This is a genomic window from Akkermansia muciniphila, from assembly GCF_040616545.1.
Lineage (GTDB): Bacteria > Verrucomicrobiota > Verrucomicrobiia > Verrucomicrobiales > Akkermansiaceae > Akkermansia > Akkermansia muciniphila_E.
This window is the reverse complement of sequence record NZ_CP156688.1, coordinates 1-18,302: the sequence shown is the minus strand read 5'-3', so window position 1 is coordinate 18,302 and position 18,302 is coordinate 1. Positions and strand designations below refer to the sequence as shown.

14 protein-coding genes are annotated in these 18,302 nt (G+C 60.7%); 2 read left to right on the top strand and 12 right to left on the bottom strand.

Annotation, left to right across the window (positions count from 1 at the left end; all coding sequences use genetic code 11):
- Window positions 1-42: 42 nt before the first annotated feature.
- The 5 genes from ABGM91_RS00070 to pheA form a co-directional block, all read right to left on the bottom strand.
- Window positions 43-1,332 carry a DEAD/DEAH box helicase gene (locus ABGM91_RS00070; protein WP_290565421.1) on the bottom strand — a complete coding sequence of 430 codons (1,290 nt, stop codon included), beginning with the start codon at window positions 1,330-1,332 and terminating at the stop codon, window positions 43-45.
- Between the two features lie 443 nt (window positions 1,333-1,775).
- Complete coding sequence (gene pgsA / locus ABGM91_RS00065; RefSeq protein ID WP_290565422.1) at window positions 1,776-2,384, bottom strand: CDP-diacylglycerol--glycerol-3-phosphate 3-phosphatidyltransferase; 609 nt, start codon at window positions 2,382-2,384, stop codon at window positions 1,776-1,778.
- A gap of 131 nt (window positions 2,385-2,515) precedes the next feature.
- On the bottom strand, window positions 2,516-4,900 hold the full coding sequence (ligA, locus tag ABGM91_RS00060) for an NAD-dependent DNA ligase LigA (RefSeq protein WP_354832759.1): 2,385 nt from the start codon (window positions 4,898-4,900) through the stop codon (window positions 2,516-2,518).
- Window positions 4,901-4,924: 24 nt separating this feature from the next.
- Window positions 4,925-6,541 carry an alpha-L-fucosidase gene (locus ABGM91_RS00055; protein WP_354832757.1) on the bottom strand — a complete coding sequence of 539 codons (1,617 nt, stop codon included), beginning with the start codon at window positions 6,539-6,541 and terminating at the stop codon, window positions 4,925-4,927.
- Between the two features lie 42 nt (window positions 6,542-6,583).
- Entirely contained in the window at window positions 6,584-7,741 is a 1,158-nt protein-coding gene (gene pheA / locus ABGM91_RS00050; protein ID WP_354832755.1) for a prephenate dehydratase, read from the bottom strand.
- A 141-nt stretch (window positions 7,742-7,882) separates the two neighbouring features.
- Here pheA and ABGM91_RS00045 point away from each other — a divergent pair, with 141 nt between their 5' ends.
- Together ABGM91_RS00045 and ABGM91_RS00040 are read left to right on the top strand one after the other, a co-directional pair.
- Window positions 7,883-8,656 carry a hypothetical protein gene (locus ABGM91_RS00045; RefSeq protein WP_354832753.1) on the top strand — a complete coding sequence of 258 codons (774 nt, stop codon included), beginning with the start codon at window positions 7,883-7,885 and terminating at the stop codon, window positions 8,654-8,656.
- Window positions 8,657-8,907: 251 nt separating this feature from the next.
- Window positions 8,908-9,441 (top strand): TlpA disulfide reductase family protein, encoded by a 534-nt coding sequence (locus ABGM91_RS00040; protein ID WP_215428430.1) that lies wholly within the window; start codon window positions 8,908-8,910, stop codon window positions 9,439-9,441.
- A 45-nt stretch (window positions 9,442-9,486) separates the two neighbouring features.
- On the opposite strand, the gene ABGM91_RS00035 is transcribed toward ABGM91_RS00040, so the two are convergent.
- The 7 genes from ABGM91_RS00035 to dnaA form a co-directional block, all read right to left on the bottom strand.
- On the bottom strand, window positions 9,487-10,458 hold the full coding sequence (locus tag ABGM91_RS00035) for an RluA family pseudouridine synthase (protein ID WP_354832751.1): 972 nt from the start codon (window positions 10,456-10,458) through the stop codon (window positions 9,487-9,489).
- A 16-nt stretch (window positions 10,459-10,474) separates the two neighbouring features.
- Window positions 10,475-11,251: a Nif3-like dinuclear metal center hexameric protein gene (locus ABGM91_RS00030; protein WP_354832749.1), complete on the bottom strand. Its 777-nt coding sequence runs from the start codon at window positions 11,249-11,251 to the stop codon at window positions 10,475-10,477.
- Window positions 11,252-11,264: 13 nt separating this feature from the next.
- A complete protein-coding gene (locus tag ABGM91_RS00025) occupies window positions 11,265-13,319 on the bottom strand; it encodes a DUF4340 domain-containing protein (protein WP_354832747.1) in 2,055 nt (684 codons plus the stop codon).
- A 27-nt stretch (window positions 13,320-13,346) separates the two neighbouring features.
- A complete protein-coding gene (locus ABGM91_RS00020; RefSeq protein ID WP_215428434.1) occupies window positions 13,347-14,918 on the bottom strand; it encodes a Gldg family protein in 1,572 nt (523 codons plus the stop codon).
- A 36-nt stretch (window positions 14,919-14,954) separates the two neighbouring features.
- On the bottom strand, window positions 14,955-15,737 hold the full coding sequence (locus tag ABGM91_RS00015) for an ABC transporter permease subunit (protein ID WP_102713460.1): 783 nt from the start codon (window positions 15,735-15,737) through the stop codon (window positions 14,955-14,957).
- A gap of 49 nt (window positions 15,738-15,786) precedes the next feature.
- Window positions 15,787-16,722 carry an ABC transporter ATP-binding protein gene (locus ABGM91_RS00010; RefSeq protein WP_354832744.1) on the bottom strand — a complete coding sequence of 312 codons (936 nt, stop codon included), beginning with the start codon at window positions 16,720-16,722 and terminating at the stop codon, window positions 15,787-15,789.
- 173 nt (window positions 16,723-16,895) lie between these two features.
- On the bottom strand, window positions 16,896-18,302 hold the full coding sequence (gene dnaA, locus ABGM91_RS00005; RefSeq protein WP_354832742.1) for a chromosomal replication initiator protein DnaA: 1,407 nt from the start codon (window positions 18,300-18,302) through the stop codon (window positions 16,896-16,898).

The following is an 18,302-nucleotide window of genomic DNA, read 5'->3' as shown; positions in this document are numbered from 1 at the left end:
CAGCCCCTGATTTTGTTCAAAAGATTTTTTGAATGATTAAAATCAGGCGCCCATGCGGCTTCCGTGTCTTCCGGCGGTATTCCGCCTTCCGTAACCTTTCCGCGGCCCTCTGCGGGATGCGGAGCGGTTTTCCTGCATGGAGTTTTGCCTTTCCCTGTGCGTGCCGGGAACCGCCTGCAATTCAGACGGTACGGCGGCGCTGGACGCGTGTACGGGAAGGAGGCGTCCCAGCAGCTTGTGCACGTCCCTGGCTTTCCTGATTTCATCCGGGGAGCAGAGGGCGATGGCTTGCCCGGCGGCTCCGGCGCGTGCCGTGCGGCCGATGCGGTGCACATAGACTTCCGGTTCTTCCGGCAGATCGTAGTTGATGACGAGCTGCACGTCTTTCACGTCAATGCCGCGGGCGGCGATGTCCGTGGCGACGAGAATGGGCGTTTCCCCGGAACGGAATTCCCGCAGCATGCGTTCGCGCGTGCCCTGGCTTTTGTCGCCGTGGATGGCGGAGGCCGGGTGGTCCTTTCCGGTCAGGAAGGAGGCCAGGCGGTTTGCGCCGTGCTTGGTCCGGGTGAAGATGAGCGTGCGTCCCGGCTGTTCCTGCTGTTCCAGCAGGTCCAGGGTAAGGGGCCTTTTCTCCGCCTGGGAGCCAACCATGCAGAGGGACTGTTCCACCCTGTCCGCCGTGGCGGCCGGGGGGGTGACCATGACCGTTTCCGGTTCCTGAAGCAGGGACTGGGCCAATTGCAGAATGTTGTCCGGCATCGTGGCGGAGAACATCTGGGTATGGCGTTTCTTCGGGATTTTGGCGACGATTTTTTTCAGGGCCGGAGCGAATCCCATGTCCAGCATGTGGTCCGCTTCGTCCAGAATCAGGGTTTCCACACCGCCCAGGCTGACGGTCTGGCGTTCCAGATGGTCAATCAGCCTGCCGGGCGTGGCTACCAGAATATCCAGGCCGCCGGCCAGCTTCTTGAACTGGGGGCCGTACCCCACGCCGCCGAAGATGACGGCGGTGGACAGGTTCAGCCCTTTGGCGTAGGCGCAGATGTTGTCATGAATCTGCGCGGCCAGTTCCCGGGTGGGGCTCAGGATGAGCGCCCTGACCTGGCGGGCAAGCGGCTTTCTGGGTTGTTCTGAAAATTGTTGAATGAGGGGCAGGGCGAACGCGGCCGTTTTTCCGGTTCCGGTCTGCGCCAGTCCCATCAGGTCCTTGTTCTGCAGCAGCAGGGGGATGCAGGCTGCCTGGATGGGGGTGGGGGTCTTGTACTCCAGTTTCTCCAATTGGCGGAGAATGGGAGCCGACAAGCCAAGCTCCCTGAATGTGGTGGATACCATGTCTATTGATGTGTCTGTGAATGCGCCTCGGCTGCAATGAACTGACGGAATCACGACAATCGCGGAACAAAAAGAAGTCCGCAGGAGCGATACTGAAAGGATCAATACGGAGACGCCCGTATTCCGCCAACCGCAAATGACTATCAAAATCAACAACCAAGCACCATTCGGCGGGAACAGGGCCATAAAAACACGGCGAAGGCCAGACGTCAAGAGAAATAAAAACGTCCCGCACGTCATGAATCCTTTTCCGGCGGTTCCGGAGGACGCGGAAGGGAGGTTGAAAGGTGGAACCCGGCTGATGGAAATCAGGAAGAAGTGGCCGGGCGGGCAGGACGCGCCGGAAGAGCTTGCTGTAACTGAATATCAGCTTGAGCGTCAGCAGATTTCTTTTAAAAGCCCGTACCTTGTGCGGAGCGCCGGGCCAGCCGGAGGGATGTATTTCAGCGCTGGAGGAATTTGCGCGCTCCCACGCAATAAACGGCTCCGGAATAAACGGTCAGGATGATGGAACCCCACAGCGTGAACTGGTACAGGAAATTGGAAGCTCCGGATCCGTACCACAGGCAGAGCGCCGCAAGCTGGTCCAGGAAGGAGGGCAGGTATTCCGGCGTGTGCATCCAGGTCAGGGCCAGCAGGGAGGCGATGCAGAAAGCCAGCTGGAAGGCGGTTTTCCATTTCCCGGACGTGCCCGCGGGGATGATGACGCCGTGGTCCTGAGCGATCTGGCGCAGGCCCGTGACCAGGAATTCCCGGCTGATGATGAGGATAGTTACCCAGACCGGGCACAGCCCCACGCCTGTCAGGTAAATGAACGCGGCGGAAACCGCAATCTTGTCCGCCAGGGGGTCAATCAGCTTGCCGAAGGTGGTGACCTGGTTCAGGCGGCGGGCCAGGTACCCGTCCAGCCAGTCCGTGCAGGCCGCCAGGATGAAGGTGACCAGCGCGGCCAGGTATCCCCAGGAATGCTGGTCCGCTATGCTGACCGCTGCCGTGAAGACGACTACCAGGGCAATCCGTGTCAGGGTAATGGCGTTAGGCAGGTTCAGCATACGCGGTTATTAGGGGGGAGATGACGCCCCGTAGCAAGCTTTTTTGCAGGATTCCGGAATTAAATTCCCGGCAGGCAGCGCACGGAAAAAAGCAGGCGGGACAGGGGACGGGAAAGGGTGGAGGATGTACTTTAATCCGCGATCAGCTTGTTGAAATCTTCCTCGGAAATGACGGGCACGCCCAGCTTGACGGCCTTGTCCCGTTTGGAGCCACCGCCGCTGCCTGCCAGAAGGTAGGAGGTGGATTTGGAAATGGCTCCGGTGGCCTTCCCCCCGTGCGCGGCAATGAGGTCTTCAAAGTAGTCCCGCGGATGGCTCAGCGTTCCGGTGATGACGAAGGTCTTGCCGGACAGGGCCCCCGTCGGAGCTTCCAGAAGGTTGGCCCGGTAGGACTGGGACTGGGGATTGATGCCCAGCCCGCGCAGGACTTCCAGCGTATGGTTCCCCGCTGCGGAGGTGAAAAAGCTCTGGAGGGATTTGGCCGCGGCCACGCCTGTTTCCGAGCCGTAGCTGAGCTTGCCCGTGTTTTTGCGCAGATAGCCTGTTTCCAGATAGGGAGCGGTCACGCGGTCGATTTCCTCCGTCAGCTCCCGGTAGCGTTCCTGCGCCGCCTCCGCGGAAAGCGCGCCTTCCTTCACCGCCTTCCTGTTTTCCCGGGTGTTGGGGTTGGCCTTGGCGGCCTGTTCCATCAGTTCATCCAGGCGTATGATGTCCCGCAGGTACGGGGAATGCGCCACATGCTCCAGGTCCGGATGCGTATCCGCCAGAGTCTTGGCCACCACTTCCCCGACCAGCGGAATGCCGAAGGCCACGAGCCAGCGTTCCAGGGGAAGCTCCCGGGCGTATTGCAGGGCGTCCAGCGCTTTCTGGGCATTCTTTTCCCCATAACGGCGCGGTTCCTCCGGTGTGCCCAGGTTCAGGTTGGCAAGCTGGTCCAGTTTCAGGAAGAAAAGGTCCAGGGGGGAAGAGGCCAGCCCGGAATTTCTCAATGCTTCCGCCACGGAAGAGCCGATGCTTTCCACGTCAAGGGCGGCGCGGGAGCAGAAATGGGTGATGCCTGATACGGCCTGGGCGGGGCACGTGAAGTTGGTGCACCGCCAGGCCACTTTCCCCTCCTCCTTCATAATGGGGTTGCCGCAGGCGGGGCAGAGACCTCCGGTGGCTTCCAGGATGCTGTAGGGCCTGGCGTCCGCCGGGCGTTTGGAAAGGATCACTTTCAGGACGGCGGGGATGATTTCTCCTGCCTTTTCCACCAGCACGGTGTCGCCGATGCGGACGTCCTTCCGGTCGATTTCATCCTGGTTGTGGAGGGTGGCCCGGGATACGGTGGAGCCGGAAAGCAGCACGGGCTTGAGTTCCGCCACGGGCGTCAGGGTGCCGGTGCGTCCCACCTGCACGGTGATGTCCAGCAGGGGAGTCTCCTTCTGTTCCGGGGGGAATTTGTATGCGGCGGACCAGCGGGGCGCGCGCGCCGTGGCGCCCAGAACTTCCCGCGTGGCCATGGAGCTGATTTTAATGACGGCGCCGTCCGTGCCGTAGGGGAGCGTGTGGCGTAGCTGGTCAATATCCCGCACCGCCTGGCGGGTGGCTTCCAGGGTATCCGTATAATACACCGGTTCATTGGCGGGAATGCCGCAGCGGTGCAGCATGTCCCAGAAGTCCTTGACGTTCTTCAGTTCCGATCCTTCATACGCGCCCAGCCCGTGTGCCAGGAAGGCAAGGGGCCGGGCGGCCACCTGCCGGGAGTCCAATTGCTTGAGGGTTCCGGCAGTGGCGTTGCGCGGATTGGCGAAGGCGGGGAGCCCTTCCGCGTCCCGCTCGTCATTCAGTTTGGCAAAAGCCTCATTGGGCATGAAAACCTCTCCGCGCACCTCCAGCACGGGAGGGGCTCCCGCAGGCAGGGTGAGCGGAATGCTGCGGATGGTGCGGACATTGGCCGTCACGTCATCCCCCACGTCTCCGTCCCCGCGCGTGGCCGCATAAGCCAGCCGCCCGCCGCGGTACATGATGGTCACCGCCACCCCGTCAATCTTGGGTTCCACGGAGACGGGCACATGCTCCGTTTTCAGCGTCTTGACCAGCTTGTTATAAAACTCCACCAGCTCCTCATCCGGAACGGGAGCGTCCCTCTGCTCAAAAATGTCGTCAATGGACAGCATGGGGACCGTGTGCCTGATCTGGTTGAACCCCTGGAGGGGGGCGCCCCCTACGCGGCGCGTGGGTGAATCCGGGTCAGCCAGTTCAGGATGGGCCTGTTCCAGCTTTTCAAGCTCCAGGAACAGGGCGTCATACTCCGCATCGGAAATCTCCGGTTCCGCCTGTTCATAATACAGCCGGTTATGGCGGCGCAGCTCGGAACGCAGATGGTCCGCGCGGCGGCGCACGGCTTCCTCCGCCTGGTCCGGCCGGGCGGGAGCGGCGCTTTCCTGCGGCGTTCCGGCGCCGGCGGCCGCGTCATCCCCCGCCTGCTGTGGTGCCTGCTTGCCGGACGCCAGGGAAAAAAGGTCTTCCTCCATAAGGAAAATGAGTGAAAAAGAGGGCTATTTGCTCAGTTTAATGACGGAACAAGGCGTTTTGGAATGTTCGTGCGCCTTGAACAGGACCGTGCCGTTGACGACGGGAAGGGCGGTGTTGTCCCCCAGCAAAACGGCTCTGGAATATCCTGTGGGCAGGGTGATGGTCGTGCCCTCGTCCTCCTCGTACCCGGTGGAATCCAGGGGCTGCATGCGGGCGTACTCCGCGCCTTCCGTCAGTTCCTTCATGGTCCCTTCACTGGGTGGCTGGGCCGGGCCCTTGTCCGGCGGAGGAGTCAGGAACACGAAGATGTCCCCGTTCCGGTTGATGGAGGCGGGCTGGTCCAGTTCCGTGAAGGCCCGCGTGCCATACACGGCCTCTCCGTTAATCTTGAGCCACTGGCCCACGCCGCGCATGGTGGCGGCCACCTTTTCCGGAATGGTGCCGTCCGCCATCGGGTTCACGTTCAGCAGGAGGTTGCCGCCCTTGGTGACGCATTCCACCAGTTTTTCAATGACGGTTTCCGGAGACTTGACGTTGGTGTCATACCGGTTGTAGCCCCACTTGTCGCTCACCGTCATGCAGGATTCCCAGTCCACGCCGGGATAGCCGCGGCGGGGGATGAAGCGTTCCGGGGTGATGTAATCCCCGCAGCGCAGGTCCAGCGTGCCGGCCTGGTCCCTGTTCAACCCGGAATAGGCGTACAGGCGGTTGTTCATGATGACGCCGGGATTGATGGAGCGCACCATGTCCATCAGTTCCGGGGCTTTCCAGCCTTTGGCGCCCTCCATGGCTCCCTGGGAGTAATCCCACCACATGATGTCAATGGGCGCGTAACGGGTCATGAGCTCCCTGACCTGCGCGTGCAGGTACTTCTGGTAGGCGGCGTGGTCCCGCAGGATGTTCTTCTTTTTAAGCATCTCCGCCTGTCCGGCGGGGTAGCAGAGGTCCGGGCAGATGGTGTTGTCATAGGACGGGTGGTGCCAGTCAATGACGGAGTGGTAAAGGCCCGCCTTCAAGCCGCGCTTGCGGCAGGAATCCACATACTCCCGGATGATGTCCCGGTTGATGGCGCTTTTGGCGTCGTAATCCGTCTGGGCGCTGTCAAACAGGCCGAATCCTTCATGGTGCTTGCTGGTCAGCACTACGTAGCGGCATCCTGCGTCCTGCGCTAGCTGGGCCCATTCTTCCGTCAGGCCCTCCCTGGGCTTGAACAGGGGGAGGGCTTCCGCGGCGTAGGAATCCGTATCCGCCTCCACGTTCTTCTGAATCCATTCGGACCCGCCGGGCTTGCCCTTCCATTCCCCCGCCAGCCCGGAGTACAGGCCGTAATGGATGAACATGCCGAATTTGGCGTCCCGCCACCACTCCATGCGCCGGTTGCGTTCTTCCGCCGTTTCCTTCACGGCGGCGTGGTTGGCGTCCGCGGGCAGGGGGAGGACGGGGGCGGGCGCGGAAAATACCGCGGGAACCGGGGCGGGCGCATCGGGCGCCGTATTTCCGCTGCGCAGCCGGGCTGCGAATGCTTCATCCAGGGCCAGGGCGGGCCGGCCGTCCTCAGTAACGATTTTAGTGGCGCCCTGCTGGGAGAAAGCGGGAAGCCCCAGGGCTGCGGCCAGGGCGGCAATCGTGGCGATATTCATGATCTTTCGGAATGGTGTGGGGGTAAGGAAAGGCCGGACCGGTCAAACGATGTCCGTATCCGCGTAACTGCCCAGGATTTTCAGCATGGAGCAGTGCTGTTCCAGCTCCGGAAGGGTCTCCCGGAGGGGGGATTCCTGGATGTGGCCCACGGCGTCTATGTAAAACACGTACTCCCAGTTGATGGACTTGGAGGGGCGGGATTCAATGCGGATGAGGTTGTTGTTATGCCTCTGGAAGCAGTTGATGACTTCCGCCAGGGTGCCGGGCTTGTGCTGGATGCGGATGAGCAGGGACGTGCGGTCCCTGCCGCTGGGCTGCGTGTCCTGGCGGCCAATGACGACAAAGCGGGTGGTGTTGCCGGGCTGGTCCTGGATGTCCTCTTCCAGAATGTTCAGCCCGAACAGTTCTGCGGCCAGGGGGCACCCCAGGGAGGCGCCGCCCATGGACGCGTTCTCCTTGGCAAGAATGCTGGCCTTGGTGGTGGAAGACGTTTCCACGACTTCCGCGTTCGGGAAGTGCCGCAGAATCCAGTTCCGCGTCTGGCCGAGGGCCTGCGGATGAGAATACAGGATGCGGATGTGCTCCCGCGGAACGTCCGCCATCAGGGCATAACGGATGTTCAGGTTGATCTGGGCGCAGATTTTCAGGGAGGAAGTGGCGAAGAGGTCCATGACGGGGGAGACGGCCCCTTCCGAGGAATTTTCCACGGGCACCACGCCGTACTGCGCCTTTCCCAGGTCAACCATGTCAAATACATCCTTGAAGCTCTGGCAGGCGATCAGCTTGCAGCTTTTTCCGAACTGCTTGAGCGCGGCCTGATGGCTCCAGGTTCCTTTGGGGCCCAGGTAGGCAATGGTAAGGCCGCCTTCCAGGAAAAAGGAGCAGGAAATGATTTCACGGTAAATGGCCTGGAGGGAAGCCTCCGGAAGCACGCCCGCGTTCAGGCTGTTCAGCTTGTTGAGCAGAGCCGTTTCCCGTTCCGGAACGAAGATGGGGGAATCATGTACCTTTTTAATGCGCCCGACTTCATGCACCCAGCGGGCGCGGCGTTTCAGCAGCTCCACGATCTGGGCGTCCACCTCGTCAATGGCCAGGCGCGCCTTCGTCAGGGCGATGGTCTGTTCATCCGGATTTCCGCTTTTCTGCTGCCGGGGGGGAATGTCCGGAGAGGTTTCCTCTCCGTGGTTGGTGTTCTCCATGTCTCTGTGAAAGCTGAATGTTTAAGGCCGCGTCAGGGTAGCGGTTCCGGGGGGGCAAATCAAGATTAAAGGGGCGTTGCCGCCATGGCGGATTCTTCTTGCATGCACGGAAGATGCAAGGTAAGTTCATTCCTACTCAACATGATGAAAAAACCGTTGTTACTGACTGCCGTGGCGTGCTGTGCGTGCGCCGTTTCCCATGTGGCCCGTGCCCAGGAGGCGGAGCCCGTGAACGTTTATGTCTCCGGCGTCTCCGTGTCCTTTCCTGATCCTGACGGTGTGGATGACATGTTCAATAAAAATAATAAAGCCGTGGAGGTGGTGCTGGGGTTTGTTGCCCCCAAGGGCTGTAAATTCGTTAGCGGCGGTGAGGATTCGCAGCTTGAAGTTACGGATGCCCGCGGCGTCAGGACAAAAGCCAAATTCGACAATTTCTTTACCCGCATTGCTGATTCCGGAGCATTTGCCAAGCATTCCCTGGGGCTGGAACAGAGACCCGTGTTTCCCCTGAAGCTGGCCGGAGTGGTTAAAATGAAGGTCTCCGAGGGAACCGTGACTTTGCCCGGCCAGGAATTTGACGCGCGGAAGGGTGCCAAATTCAAGGTGGAAGGCATGGAGATCACCGTAAAGGCTGCCAAGGACCACGGCAAGGCTTCCGGTGAAGTGGAGCTGGAATTCAAAGATACGCTCAATGTGGAGGAAATAACGCTGACTGACGCGAAGGGCGGCAAGCTGGATGTCATGGACGTCTCCAAAAGTTCGTTCAGCTTCGGTTCCGTTCCATCCTGCACTTATACGTACCAGGTAAAGAACATGCCCGCTAAAATGAAAGCCGTGGTGGCGGTGAACAAGGGCGTCAAAACCATGGATATTCCCGTGAAGGTGGCCGTGGATCTGAATGCTCCCGCCAGGTAGACGGGGGGATCAAGGGACCATCGTTCCGACCGCTGCTGAATTTTTTACAGGGCCGGGAAGCCGTCCAGTCGTCTGACGGTGTCCCGGTCCCCAACAGATGAAAAACAGGCGGAAAACTTCCGTTCCTCCATTCAGCTTTTTTCCCGGCGCCTTGAAAGCCGCCCTTCCTCCCCAGCCTTCTCCTTTCCGGAATGCACCCCGTCAAACAATCTTGCTTGACTGGTATTCCATTCATTGATAATGATGATGATATGAAAAAATCTATCAAACTGTGCTCTGTCATGTTCACGCTTGCCGGATGCAGTGCCGGCGGAATTTTCTCCGCCTGTGCGGATGTTCCCGCCTCCCAGGGGGCGGAGGCGGCTGTTTCTCCTGTGGGAAAGGCGCTGGAAAAAGCTGATTTTTTAACCAAGGACAGGCCGAACCCGAAGGCCAAATATTACCTTTTCCTTTATTCCGCCAGCTGGTGCGGCCCCTGCTGCCGGGAAATGCCCCATGTGGTGCGGACTTACCGCAAGGTGCGCCAGACGGATGATGTGGAACTGGTGCTGTTTTCCTGTGACAAGACGGAGGAGGCCGCCAAGGCATGGGCCAAGGAGGAGCGGATGAAGTTCCCCATCGTCAAGCCGAAGAAAGGGAACGGGATTCCCGGCTACAAGCCGGGAGGCGCTATTCCGCGGCTGGGCATTGTGGACAGTACGGGCAAGGTCATCATTACGGGGCATCCGGCCACGCTGCTGAAAGACTGGCGCAAGTATTGCAAGCCGGAGGCTGGGAAAAAATAGGGGAGCCGGGGAGGAGCTTCTTCCTGGCCCTGGAACAGGAACGCTTCAGCTTTGTTCTCCCTCTTTCTCCTTGGGGCGGGGCTCCGGAATGGCTCCGTAGAGCCCGTTGGGGAAGAGCTGGAGCCACGGCGTATATTCCGGCGGAATGGGGGCTTCAAACTCCATGCGCCTTCCCGTGCGCGGGTGGTCGAAGCCCAGGCGCCACGCGTGGAGCATGAGCCTGCCGGGTTTTGCCTTCTGCCGGGCGGGTTTGGCGTAAATGGGGTCCCCGATGAGCGGATGGCCCAGGTGCAGCATGTGCACGCGTATCTGGTGCGTTCTGCCCGTGTGCAGTGTGCACAGGACCAGGGAGGAATCCGTAGCGGGATCTGCGCACAGCAGGTCGTAATCCGTAATGGCGGCTTTCCCGGAGCCCGGATTGACCACCGCCATTTTCAGGCGGTTGACGGGGTGGCGGCCGATGTGGGTGAAAACCGTGCCGGAACTCTGGGAGGGAATGCCCTGGACGACGGCCAGGTACCGTTTTTCCGTGCTGCGGGCCGCAAACTGCGCCGTCAGGGACTGGTGGGCGCCGTCATTCTTGGCGATGACCAGGCAGCCGGACGTGTCCTTGTCCAGGCGGTGGACGATGCCGGGGCGTTCCACGCCGCCGATGCCGGAAAGATCCCCGCAATGATGGAGCAGGGCGTTCACGATGGTGCCGTCCGGGTTGCCGGCTGCGGGATGCACGACCATGCCGCTTTCCTTGTTGATGACCACTACGTCTTCATCCTCATACAGGATGTCCAGCGGGATGTCCTGCGGCCGGGCTTCCGCCGGTTCCGGCTCCGGAATGCTGACGGTGATGGAATCCCCGCGGCCAACGGGGCTTTTGGGCTTGGCCGGGGAGCCGTTGACCAGCACGTCCCCGCTTTTGATCAGGCTCTGGATTCTGGAACGGGAAAGTTCCGGAAGGTGGGCGGCAAGGTATTGGTCCAGGCGGATTTTTCCGTCGGCATCGTCCGTGGTCAGATTCATGCTCCGTAGCGTTTGGTCAGTGGCTGTAGGCGGAGGGCGGCAAATCAATGAACGTGCAGTCCAGTCCGTAAACGTCCTTGAGAAGAAGCCCCAGGGCCTTCACGCCGAACGTCTCCGTGAAGTAGTGGCCGCCGAAGACCAGGTTGATGCCCAGCTCCCGGGCCATGGGGATGTTCCAGTGGGAGCCTTCCCCGGTAACGTAGGTCCGGCAGCCAAGGGCCGCGGCCTGGGCCAGGTCATCCCCGGCCCCTCCGGAACAGATGAAAACGTCTCCGGCCGGGGCATCCGGGGGAGCCGCCCAGAAAGCCTGCACGGGAGCGCCCAGGACGGCTTCCAGCCGCTGCGCCAGTTCCCTGCACGTGCCGGGGAATTCCCCGTGCGTACCCAGGGAAACGCCGTGGTAGTCCAGCCCTTCATTGGAGCATGGCCGGATTCCGCAGGCCTTGGCCAGCAGGGCGTTGTTGCCGTACACGGGGTGGACGTCCAGCGGAAGATGGGCGGCGTAAATCGCCAGGTTCCCGTTCATGGCGGCTTTCAGCTTCCGGTACGCGATGCCGGTAACGGGCTGCATGGACTGCCAGAAAATGCCGTGGTGCAGGAGGAGCAGGTCCGCCCCCATGTCCAGCGCCGCATGAATGGCCTGTTCCGAGCCGTCCACGGCGGCGGCCACCCTGGAAACAGTGCCGCTGTTTTCCAGTTGAAGGCCGTTCAGGGCGCGGGGGGCGTCCGGAATGGAATCCACGGAGAGGATTCCATCCAGAAAAGTGGTCACGGTGTGCAGCTCAATACTCATGCGGGAGGAATGGTTAATTGTCTTCCGAGAGGCTGGCGCCCAGCAGGCGCACGGCGTCCATATTCAGGATAAAGTAATTCGGGGAGGTATTCACCCTGCCGTAATAAAACCTGCTGTATCCGGCCTCTCCTGCCGGGGCTATTTCCAGCGTGACGACTTTTTCCTCCATTTCCGGTTCCGCGGCGAAGGTGACCTCGCCGGAGCCGTCATGGGCCTGGACGGGAGCTGCCTCCTTGTAAACCTGGAGGAGCAGTTTCAGGCGGAAAACGGGATTCTTCAGCGCCTCGTGCGCTCTGGCGTCGGTATAGGGCAGCCAGGTGCTTACCTCCATCTTTTCCAGTTCGTCCAGGTAGCGGTTGGCCCGGTTCGGGTTGATGTTCAGGGTTTCATCCTTCCCGTCCTTGGAAGCCGTCCAGGAATCGTCCAGACGGTCGAATTTCAGGACGAGCGGGCCGCCGGAACCGATGCGTTCCAGGTGCATTTCCTTAAGGTCAAACCTGCTGAAAGAGAACAGTTTTTTCTTCTTCCAGGCCAGGGCGTCCGTCAGCAGGTCCTTCATGTACGCATTATCCAGCATGGCGACGGTGGGCTTTCCGGCCTGGCGGCCATACCAGGAACCGTCCGTTCCCTTGGAGAAGAAGACCGTCACCGGGGCGCGGGGCTCTTCACCGGGCTTGGGCAGCAGGGACATGGTGAGCGTCATCCTGGGATTGTCCAGTCCGTACACGGAAAGGTCCGTGGCCTTGTCTGACGCGAAGCCCGCCACTTTCCCCAGTTTCACGGTTTTCAGGAGAGAGATGAGGTGCTCCGGATTGGCCTCCTGGTAGCTGGAGCCTTCCGCCGTGTACAGCCAGGTGGGCTTGATGCCCTTCTTCTCATCTCCCTGAATGAAACGGGCGATGGTGGGGTAATCCTGAAAACTCTTGCGGATGGAAAGTCCGGTGATTTTGTAATCCCCGATGTCCGTGAGCTGCTTGGAGCGCAGAAGGCCCAGGTCCAGCGGAATGTTGCGCACGCCGGGCACTTCCTTGTTGGCCTCTGTGGTTTGCGCCAGTTCAAACACGGCCTTGCGGTCGGAAACGGTGGCCTTCACCAGTTCGGACATGCTCCCGTTGTCGGAAGGGGGGTAAATGCGGAGTGTGACGGGATTTTCCTCTTTTTCCAGCGACTTTCCGTCTTCCGTGCGGCGCCCGGTGAAATTCCTGATGGAGACGGAGGTGATCTGGTCATTCGTCATGTCCGGCACGCTGGTTTCCTCCGGATTGTACACTCGTACGGCGGTCAGCTTCTGGAGGGTGCCCAGCAGCACATCCATCATGGCCGGGTCCGTATCCAGGGAAAGGGGGTAGGTGATTTTCCAGGGGCCTCCGGGAACCTTCCGTTCCAGGGCGATGCGCTGGCCGTGGTTATTGATTTCAATGGAGGCGGGCAGGGCCGGGTGCAGGAGCAGGGGGCGGTGGTCCCGGAGCTGGCGGATGCCGGACTTGAACAGGGGCAGGATGTTGCCGGTGCCCACCAGGATGCGGGTATCCCGCCCGTAAAAATCCGTCTGCATGTACGTGGTGTCATCCGTGGTCTTGTTCTCCGGATCATCCACCAGCCAGGGCGCGAGGGAACCCAGCGTGTAGCGGGCCACGGTGGAGGAGCGCTTGCCGTCGTCGCTCATCTCCTTCAGGGTGATGGTGACGGGCGTGGTCTTTACGCCGAACTCCTTCAGGGAGGCGGAATCAATCTTGTGCAGGGGCAGCGCGTCCACGATGCTGGTGGAGTATGTATACTGGAGGATGGCCGCCGCGGCGCGGGGGTCCATGCGGTCGTCCCACGGTTTTTCACACCACCACACGCCGTTGGGCCTGCGGCGGAACTCCGCCACGTCCCCCACGCAGTTGATGCGCATCCAGGAAACCTCGTTCATTTCCTCCCGGGTGTAGGGGAAAAGCCGTTCCCCGGAACTGAAGGCGGTGCGCCCGATGATGCGGGACAGGTTGCCGTCAACGGTCAGGAGCACCGCCGCGCCGATGGCGGCGAGGGTGACGAGGATAAGAAGGATGAAGCGGAATGTGCGCATGTGCTTCCGGTGATGGGCGTGGTGGAGTTAATGGCGGCGCGTGTTCCAGATAATCAGGGCAATCAGCAGCGCCAGCAGGGGAAGGCCGATGTTCGTCAGGAGTTCCAGAATGCCCAGGGCGTTGCGGTCCAGGTTCAGCTTGACGGTCAGGTCATGGCGGGAGCCGAGGCCGCGCAGTTCCTCACGGTCCGTCATCCAGCCGACCAGCGTGCGCATGAAGTCCCGTTGTTCCGGCTTGATCTGCCTGGGCTGGAGCAGGTCCGTATTGCCCAGCAGCACCAGGCGCCCGGTGGTTTTATTCTGGTTCACGTCCCCGGCGTTGCCGCGGATGAGGGCCGCTCCGATCATCAGGGGGCCGGGATTGTCTTCCCGCGGGTCAAACTTGGCGGGGAACTGGTTGTACTTGGTTTCCCCGTAATAATCCTCCGTCGTAACCAGGAGGGGATACGGCGTGATGCGCTTCTGCTCCATGGCCGCGTTATCGGAATCCAGGATAAGGGAAATGCTTTCTCCTTCCAGCCCGGTGCTGGAATTCCAGAACTCGCGCGTGCAGTTCAGGGAGGGCGCGAAAATGGCGTTAATCTCAAATACGGAGCGGTTGTTCCTGTTGCGGAGCATCACGCGGTCATTCTGCGGGCGCAGACCTTGTTCACGAAGGAAGCGGTACAGCTGCTTGGGCGTATCCTGGAGGGGGTCCAGCATCACGAGCACGGCGGCGTTCGGGCGCGCCCAGTACCGTTGCAGCACCTCCGCCTCCTGCGGGGACAGGTCATACTTGGAGCCGATGATCATGAAGCCCGCGGCGTCCTCCGGAATCTCCTTCAGGCCGCTCATGCGGATGGGGACGAGCTGAAGGTTGACGGAACGGCAGATTTTGGCCAGGGTGGTGAAGATGCTCTCCTCCTGGTTGTTGCTCAGGGCCTCGTTGAAATTGCTCTTGTCCGCTGCGATGTACATCTTGCGGGGTTCCCCGTTGGCCGCCCCGTAAATGCCGGCGGTCATCATGTCTTCAATCTGGAGGGCTACCGCCTTCATGCTCTTGCCGTCCGGGCTGGGAGCGTACACCACGAAGGAATCACCGGGGAGGATGCGCACGTGGGCGGCGTCCGCCTGGGTGCCTTCAAACGTCTTGAGCGCTTTTTCCGTATCTTCCCGGGCGTCAATGATGACCAGGTTCTTCTTGAACTCAATCCCGTAAATGTTCGCAATCTCCCGGGCCTTGTTCGGCTGGCGGAGCGGGTCCACGTACTCCACCTTCACCTTTCCGTTGGAGTAGCGTTCATACTCCTCCAGCAGGGAGCGCATGCGGGTGTAGTTCTGCGTGGTGCGCAGGAAGGCGAACGTGACCTTGACGGGCGTCTTGCGGTCCTGGATTTCAGGAGACTTGAGCATGTTGATGCTCTGCTGGGAAATCTCGTAACGCTGGTCTTCCGTCAGGTCCCGGCGGTAATACTCATGGCAGCCCACGTAATTCAGGCACACGACGATGAGGAACAGCAGGAAAAGCTTGATCCAGGTCATCCAGGGGCGTTTGACCTTGCGGGCGGGGGGCTGGGGGGCTTCCGTGGCCGCGGCGTGGTTATCTGGTGCTTCGCTCATAGATAAAAATAAAAAAGGGTGAAAGGGGAGGGGGAATCAATGCTTCCAGCGGCGGTGGTCAATGATGCGGATGGTGACGGCCAGCGTCAGGACGGTCATGGTCAGGTAAAACACGATGGGGCGCGTATCAATCAGCCCCGCTGAAAAGCGGTCCAGATGTTCCGAGCAGGACATGTAGTGGAAAATTCCCGCTGCGGGGAATTCCCCCCATACCACGGGAATCAGCCCCATGAAGAAAATCAGCACCAGCAGACCGATGGTGATAATGCCGGAGATAATCTGGCTGCCTGTCAGGGATGAGGCGAAAATGCCGATGGCCGTGAACCAGGCGCCCACCAGGAGCAGGATGGCGTACGCCCCGGCCCAGTCCGCCAGGCGGTAGGAAAGGACCATGCCCGCGTCATAACCGTAAATCCACTGCACGATCAGGTTGGACCAGTCCGCCAGCAGGGGGTACAGCAGCATGGGCAGCCACAGGATGATGTAAAAGGCGTATGCGGAGAAATACTTGCCCAGGACCACCTGCCAGGTCTTGATGGGCGTGGTCAGCAGGGATTCCAGCGTTCCCGTCTTCTCCTCCTCCGCCAGGGAGCGCATGGTGAGCAGCGGGAAAATGAACAGGAAGTAAAACCAGAACATGGGGGAATGCAGGATGAAGAACAGAATGCCTTCTTTCTGCGGGGCCAGTTGGAACGCCTTCAGCGTGCCGGACAGGGAAACGCTCTGCAACGCCATGACGAAGGCCAGGATGACCCAGCCGTACGGGGTCGTCAGGTAGCTTCTGAGTTCTTTTCTGAAAATGGTGAGTACCGGAGACATGGGGAGAAAAGGAAAAATGAGGGGTGGTGAATGGGGAGGGAACGGGCGGTTAATCTTTACGGGTCATTTCCACGAACACCTCTTCCAGGGTGGGGGTGTGGCGGTAAATATGGCGCAGGGGGCAGCACTGTTCCGCAAGGAGGCGCGCGGCCTTCTCGCGGGTATCCGTTCCGGCCTCCGCACGTACGGTCAGCGTATGCCAGCCGTCGGCGTCCGTGCCTTCGTGGATCACCTTCTTCACGTGTTCCAGGGCTTCCAGCTTTTCCGTGATCTGGGCCAGGTCCCCGCGGAACTCCAGCGTGATCTTGCCGGCGGCGCGGAGGTTGGCTGTCAGGTTGGAGGGAGTATCCGCGGCCTTGATCGTCCCCTGGTCAATAATGATGACCTTGTTGCAGATCATCTCAACCTCACTGAGAATGTGGGTGGAAAGAATAATGGTGTGGTTGGCGGCAAGGCCCTTGATTAACTCCCGTATCTGGCGTATCTGGTTGGGGTCCAGTCCGTTGGTGGGTTCGTCCAGAATCAGCAGGTCCGGCTCGCCCAGCAGGGCGTCCGCCAGGCCCACACGCTGGCGGTAGCCTTTGGAAAGGGTGCGGATCATCTTGCGGCGCACGGGTTCCAGACCGCACTGCTCCACGACCTTGGAGACGGCAGGCCAGATCTGCTTGGAACCGATGCCTTTAAGCCTGGCGCGGAACTTCAGGTACTCCGTCACGCGCTGGTCGTCGTAAAGGGGGACGTGCTCCGGCAGGTAGCCCAGGTGCTTGCGCGCCTCCAGGGGATTCTTGACGATGTCGAACCCTGCAATCGTGGCGGTGCCGGAAGTGGGTGGCAGGTAGCCGGTCAGCATGCGTAAAGTCGTGGTCTTGCCTGCGCCGTTCGGCCCCAGGAACCCTACGATCTCCCCCTTTTCAATCTGGAAGGAGGCATTCTTTACCGCTTGAAAGCGGCCAAACTCTTTGGAAAGCTGGTCGGCGTGAATCATGGAATCAATGGGAACAGGGTGATTCTAATCCAAACCGCTCCGGCCTCAAGCTAATTCTCCCCCGCATCTCCCCTGTGTCGCGGAGGCATTCCCGCCGCTTGAAAAGCAATGCATGCTGAAACGGAACCGGGGCTGTTCCGGCACGGCAGGCATGGATGCGGAGGGGGAGGGAATCAATCCTTCAAATCCTCTTCCAGCCGCAGAACGATGTCCCGCACGCGCACATCCTCCTCCATGCGGGAGGCAACCAGCTTATTGGCGTGAATGACGGTGCCGTGGTCACGGCCGCCGAAAGCCTGGCCGATGTCCTTCAGGGAGCACTCCGTCAGGCGGCGGCTCAGGTACATGGCGATCTGGCGGGGGAAGGCGATGCTGTTCGGGCGGCGCTTGCCGGTCAGGTCGCTCACCTTGAGCTCATAAAAATCCGCCACGCGCTTCTGGATGGAATCCACGGTCAGGATGCGGCTGTTTTCCTCCCGCAGGATGTCGCGCAGAAGCTGTTCGATCTTGGCGATGTCCGGCATGTCCCCGGAGAGGGACGTAAAAGTGGCTACGCGGAGCAGGGCCCCTTCCAGGCGGCGCACGCTCTTCTGGATGCGGCTGGCCAGGAACTCCAGAATCTCGTCTGAAACATTCATGCCGGCGCGGTCGCGCTTGCTGCGCAGGATTTCCAGGCGCGCTTCGTCGTCCGGAAGGTTCAGTTCCACCGTAAGGCCGGATTCCAGACGGGCGGCCAGGCGGGAATCCAGATTGGAAATATCGCAGGCGGCGGCGTCCGCGCAGATCACGATCGTCTTATGGGCGTGAAACAGCTCGTCAAACGTATGGAGGAACTCCTCCACCGTCTTCTCCTTGCCGGAAATAAACTGCACGTCGTCCACCAGCAGGACGTCCGCCTTCCGGTACTTGCGGCGCAGCTTGGCGAAGCTCTGTCCGTTCTGGGTACGGGAAGCGTCAATAAACTCGTTGGCGAACTGCTCTCCGGTAACGTACACCACATTGGCGGAGGAATCCTGGTGAAGCACCTCATGGCCGATGGCCTGGAGCAGGTGCGTTTTTCCCACGCCGGACTTCCCGTACAGGAACAGGGGATTGAACAGGGCGCGTTCCGACTGGGCGATGGACAGGCCTGCCTTGTAGGCAAAGCGGCTGTCTTCGTAAACCACGAAGGAATCGAACGTGTACAAATCATTCAGGGATGCCCGTGCCCCCGGGGTGCGCGGTTTTCTGGCCGGGGCCGCAGGGGAATCCTGGACCTGGGGCGTTTTAGTGCGGGACGAAGGTTTTTGCGGCTGGCCTTCGGAAGACGTCATGGACGCAACCTCGTCCGCGCAGATGAACTTCACCTGGCGTTCCGTGCCCAGGGCCAGCATGGCGGCCTGCTTCAGTTCCGGGGTGTAGCTGTTCTCCACCCAGAGGGCGGCCATGGGATCGTCACACACCAGCGTCAGCGTCTTGCCGGAATCCTCCAGGAGGGAAAACTTGGGAAACCACAATCCATACACCTCCGGGGACATGATTGTTTGCAGGGCTCCTGTGATCCTGGACCACGTGGCTGACAATTCTGATGGCGGCGTCAT

What these genes read in the sequence shown, in the direction of transcription:
- ABGM91_RS00070 (WP_290565421.1), bottom strand. Translation starts at nt 1,332, where the DNA reads ATGGTATCCACCACATTCAGGGAGCTTGGCTTGTCGGCTCCCATTCTC.
- pgsA (WP_290565422.1), bottom strand. Translation starts at nt 2,384, where the DNA reads ATGCTGAACCTGCCTAACGCCATTACCCTGACACGGATTGCCCTGGTA.
- ligA (WP_354832759.1), bottom strand. Translation starts at nt 4,900, where the DNA reads ATGGAGGAAGACCTTTTTTCCCTGGCGTCCGGCAAGCAGGCACCACAG.
- ABGM91_RS00055 (WP_354832757.1), bottom strand. Translation starts at nt 6,541, where the DNA reads ATGAATATCGCCACGATTGCCGCCCTGGCCGCAGCCCTGGGGCTTCCC.
- pheA (WP_354832755.1), bottom strand. Translation starts at nt 7,741, where the DNA reads ATGGAGAACACCAACCACGGAGAGGAAACCTCTCCGGACATTCCCCCC.
- ABGM91_RS00045 (WP_354832753.1), top strand. Translation starts at nt 7,883, where the DNA reads ATGATGAAAAAACCGTTGTTACTGACTGCCGTGGCGTGCTGTGCGTGC.
- ABGM91_RS00040 (WP_215428430.1), top strand. Translation starts at nt 8,908, where the DNA reads ATGAAAAAATCTATCAAACTGTGCTCTGTCATGTTCACGCTTGCCGGA.
- ABGM91_RS00035 (WP_354832751.1), bottom strand. Translation starts at nt 10,458, where the DNA reads ATGAATCTGACCACGGACGATGCCGACGGAAAAATCCGCCTGGACCAA.
- ABGM91_RS00030 (WP_354832749.1), bottom strand. Translation starts at nt 11,251, where the DNA reads ATGAGTATTGAGCTGCACACCGTGACCACTTTTCTGGATGGAATCCTC.
- ABGM91_RS00025 (WP_354832747.1), bottom strand. Translation starts at nt 13,319, where the DNA reads ATGCGCACATTCCGCTTCATCCTTCTTATCCTCGTCACCCTCGCCGCC.
- ABGM91_RS00020 (WP_215428434.1), bottom strand. Translation starts at nt 14,918, where the DNA reads ATGAGCGAAGCACCAGATAACCACGCCGCGGCCACGGAAGCCCCCCAG.
- ABGM91_RS00015 (WP_102713460.1), bottom strand. Translation starts at nt 15,737, where the DNA reads ATGTCTCCGGTACTCACCATTTTCAGAAAAGAACTCAGAAGCTACCTG.
- ABGM91_RS00010 (WP_354832744.1), bottom strand. Translation starts at nt 16,722, where the DNA reads ATGATTCACGCCGACCAGCTTTCCAAAGAGTTTGGCCGCTTTCAAGCG.
- dnaA (WP_354832742.1), bottom strand. Translation starts at nt 18,302, where the DNA reads ATGACGCCGCCATCAGAATTGTCAGCCACGTGGTCCAGGATCACAGGA.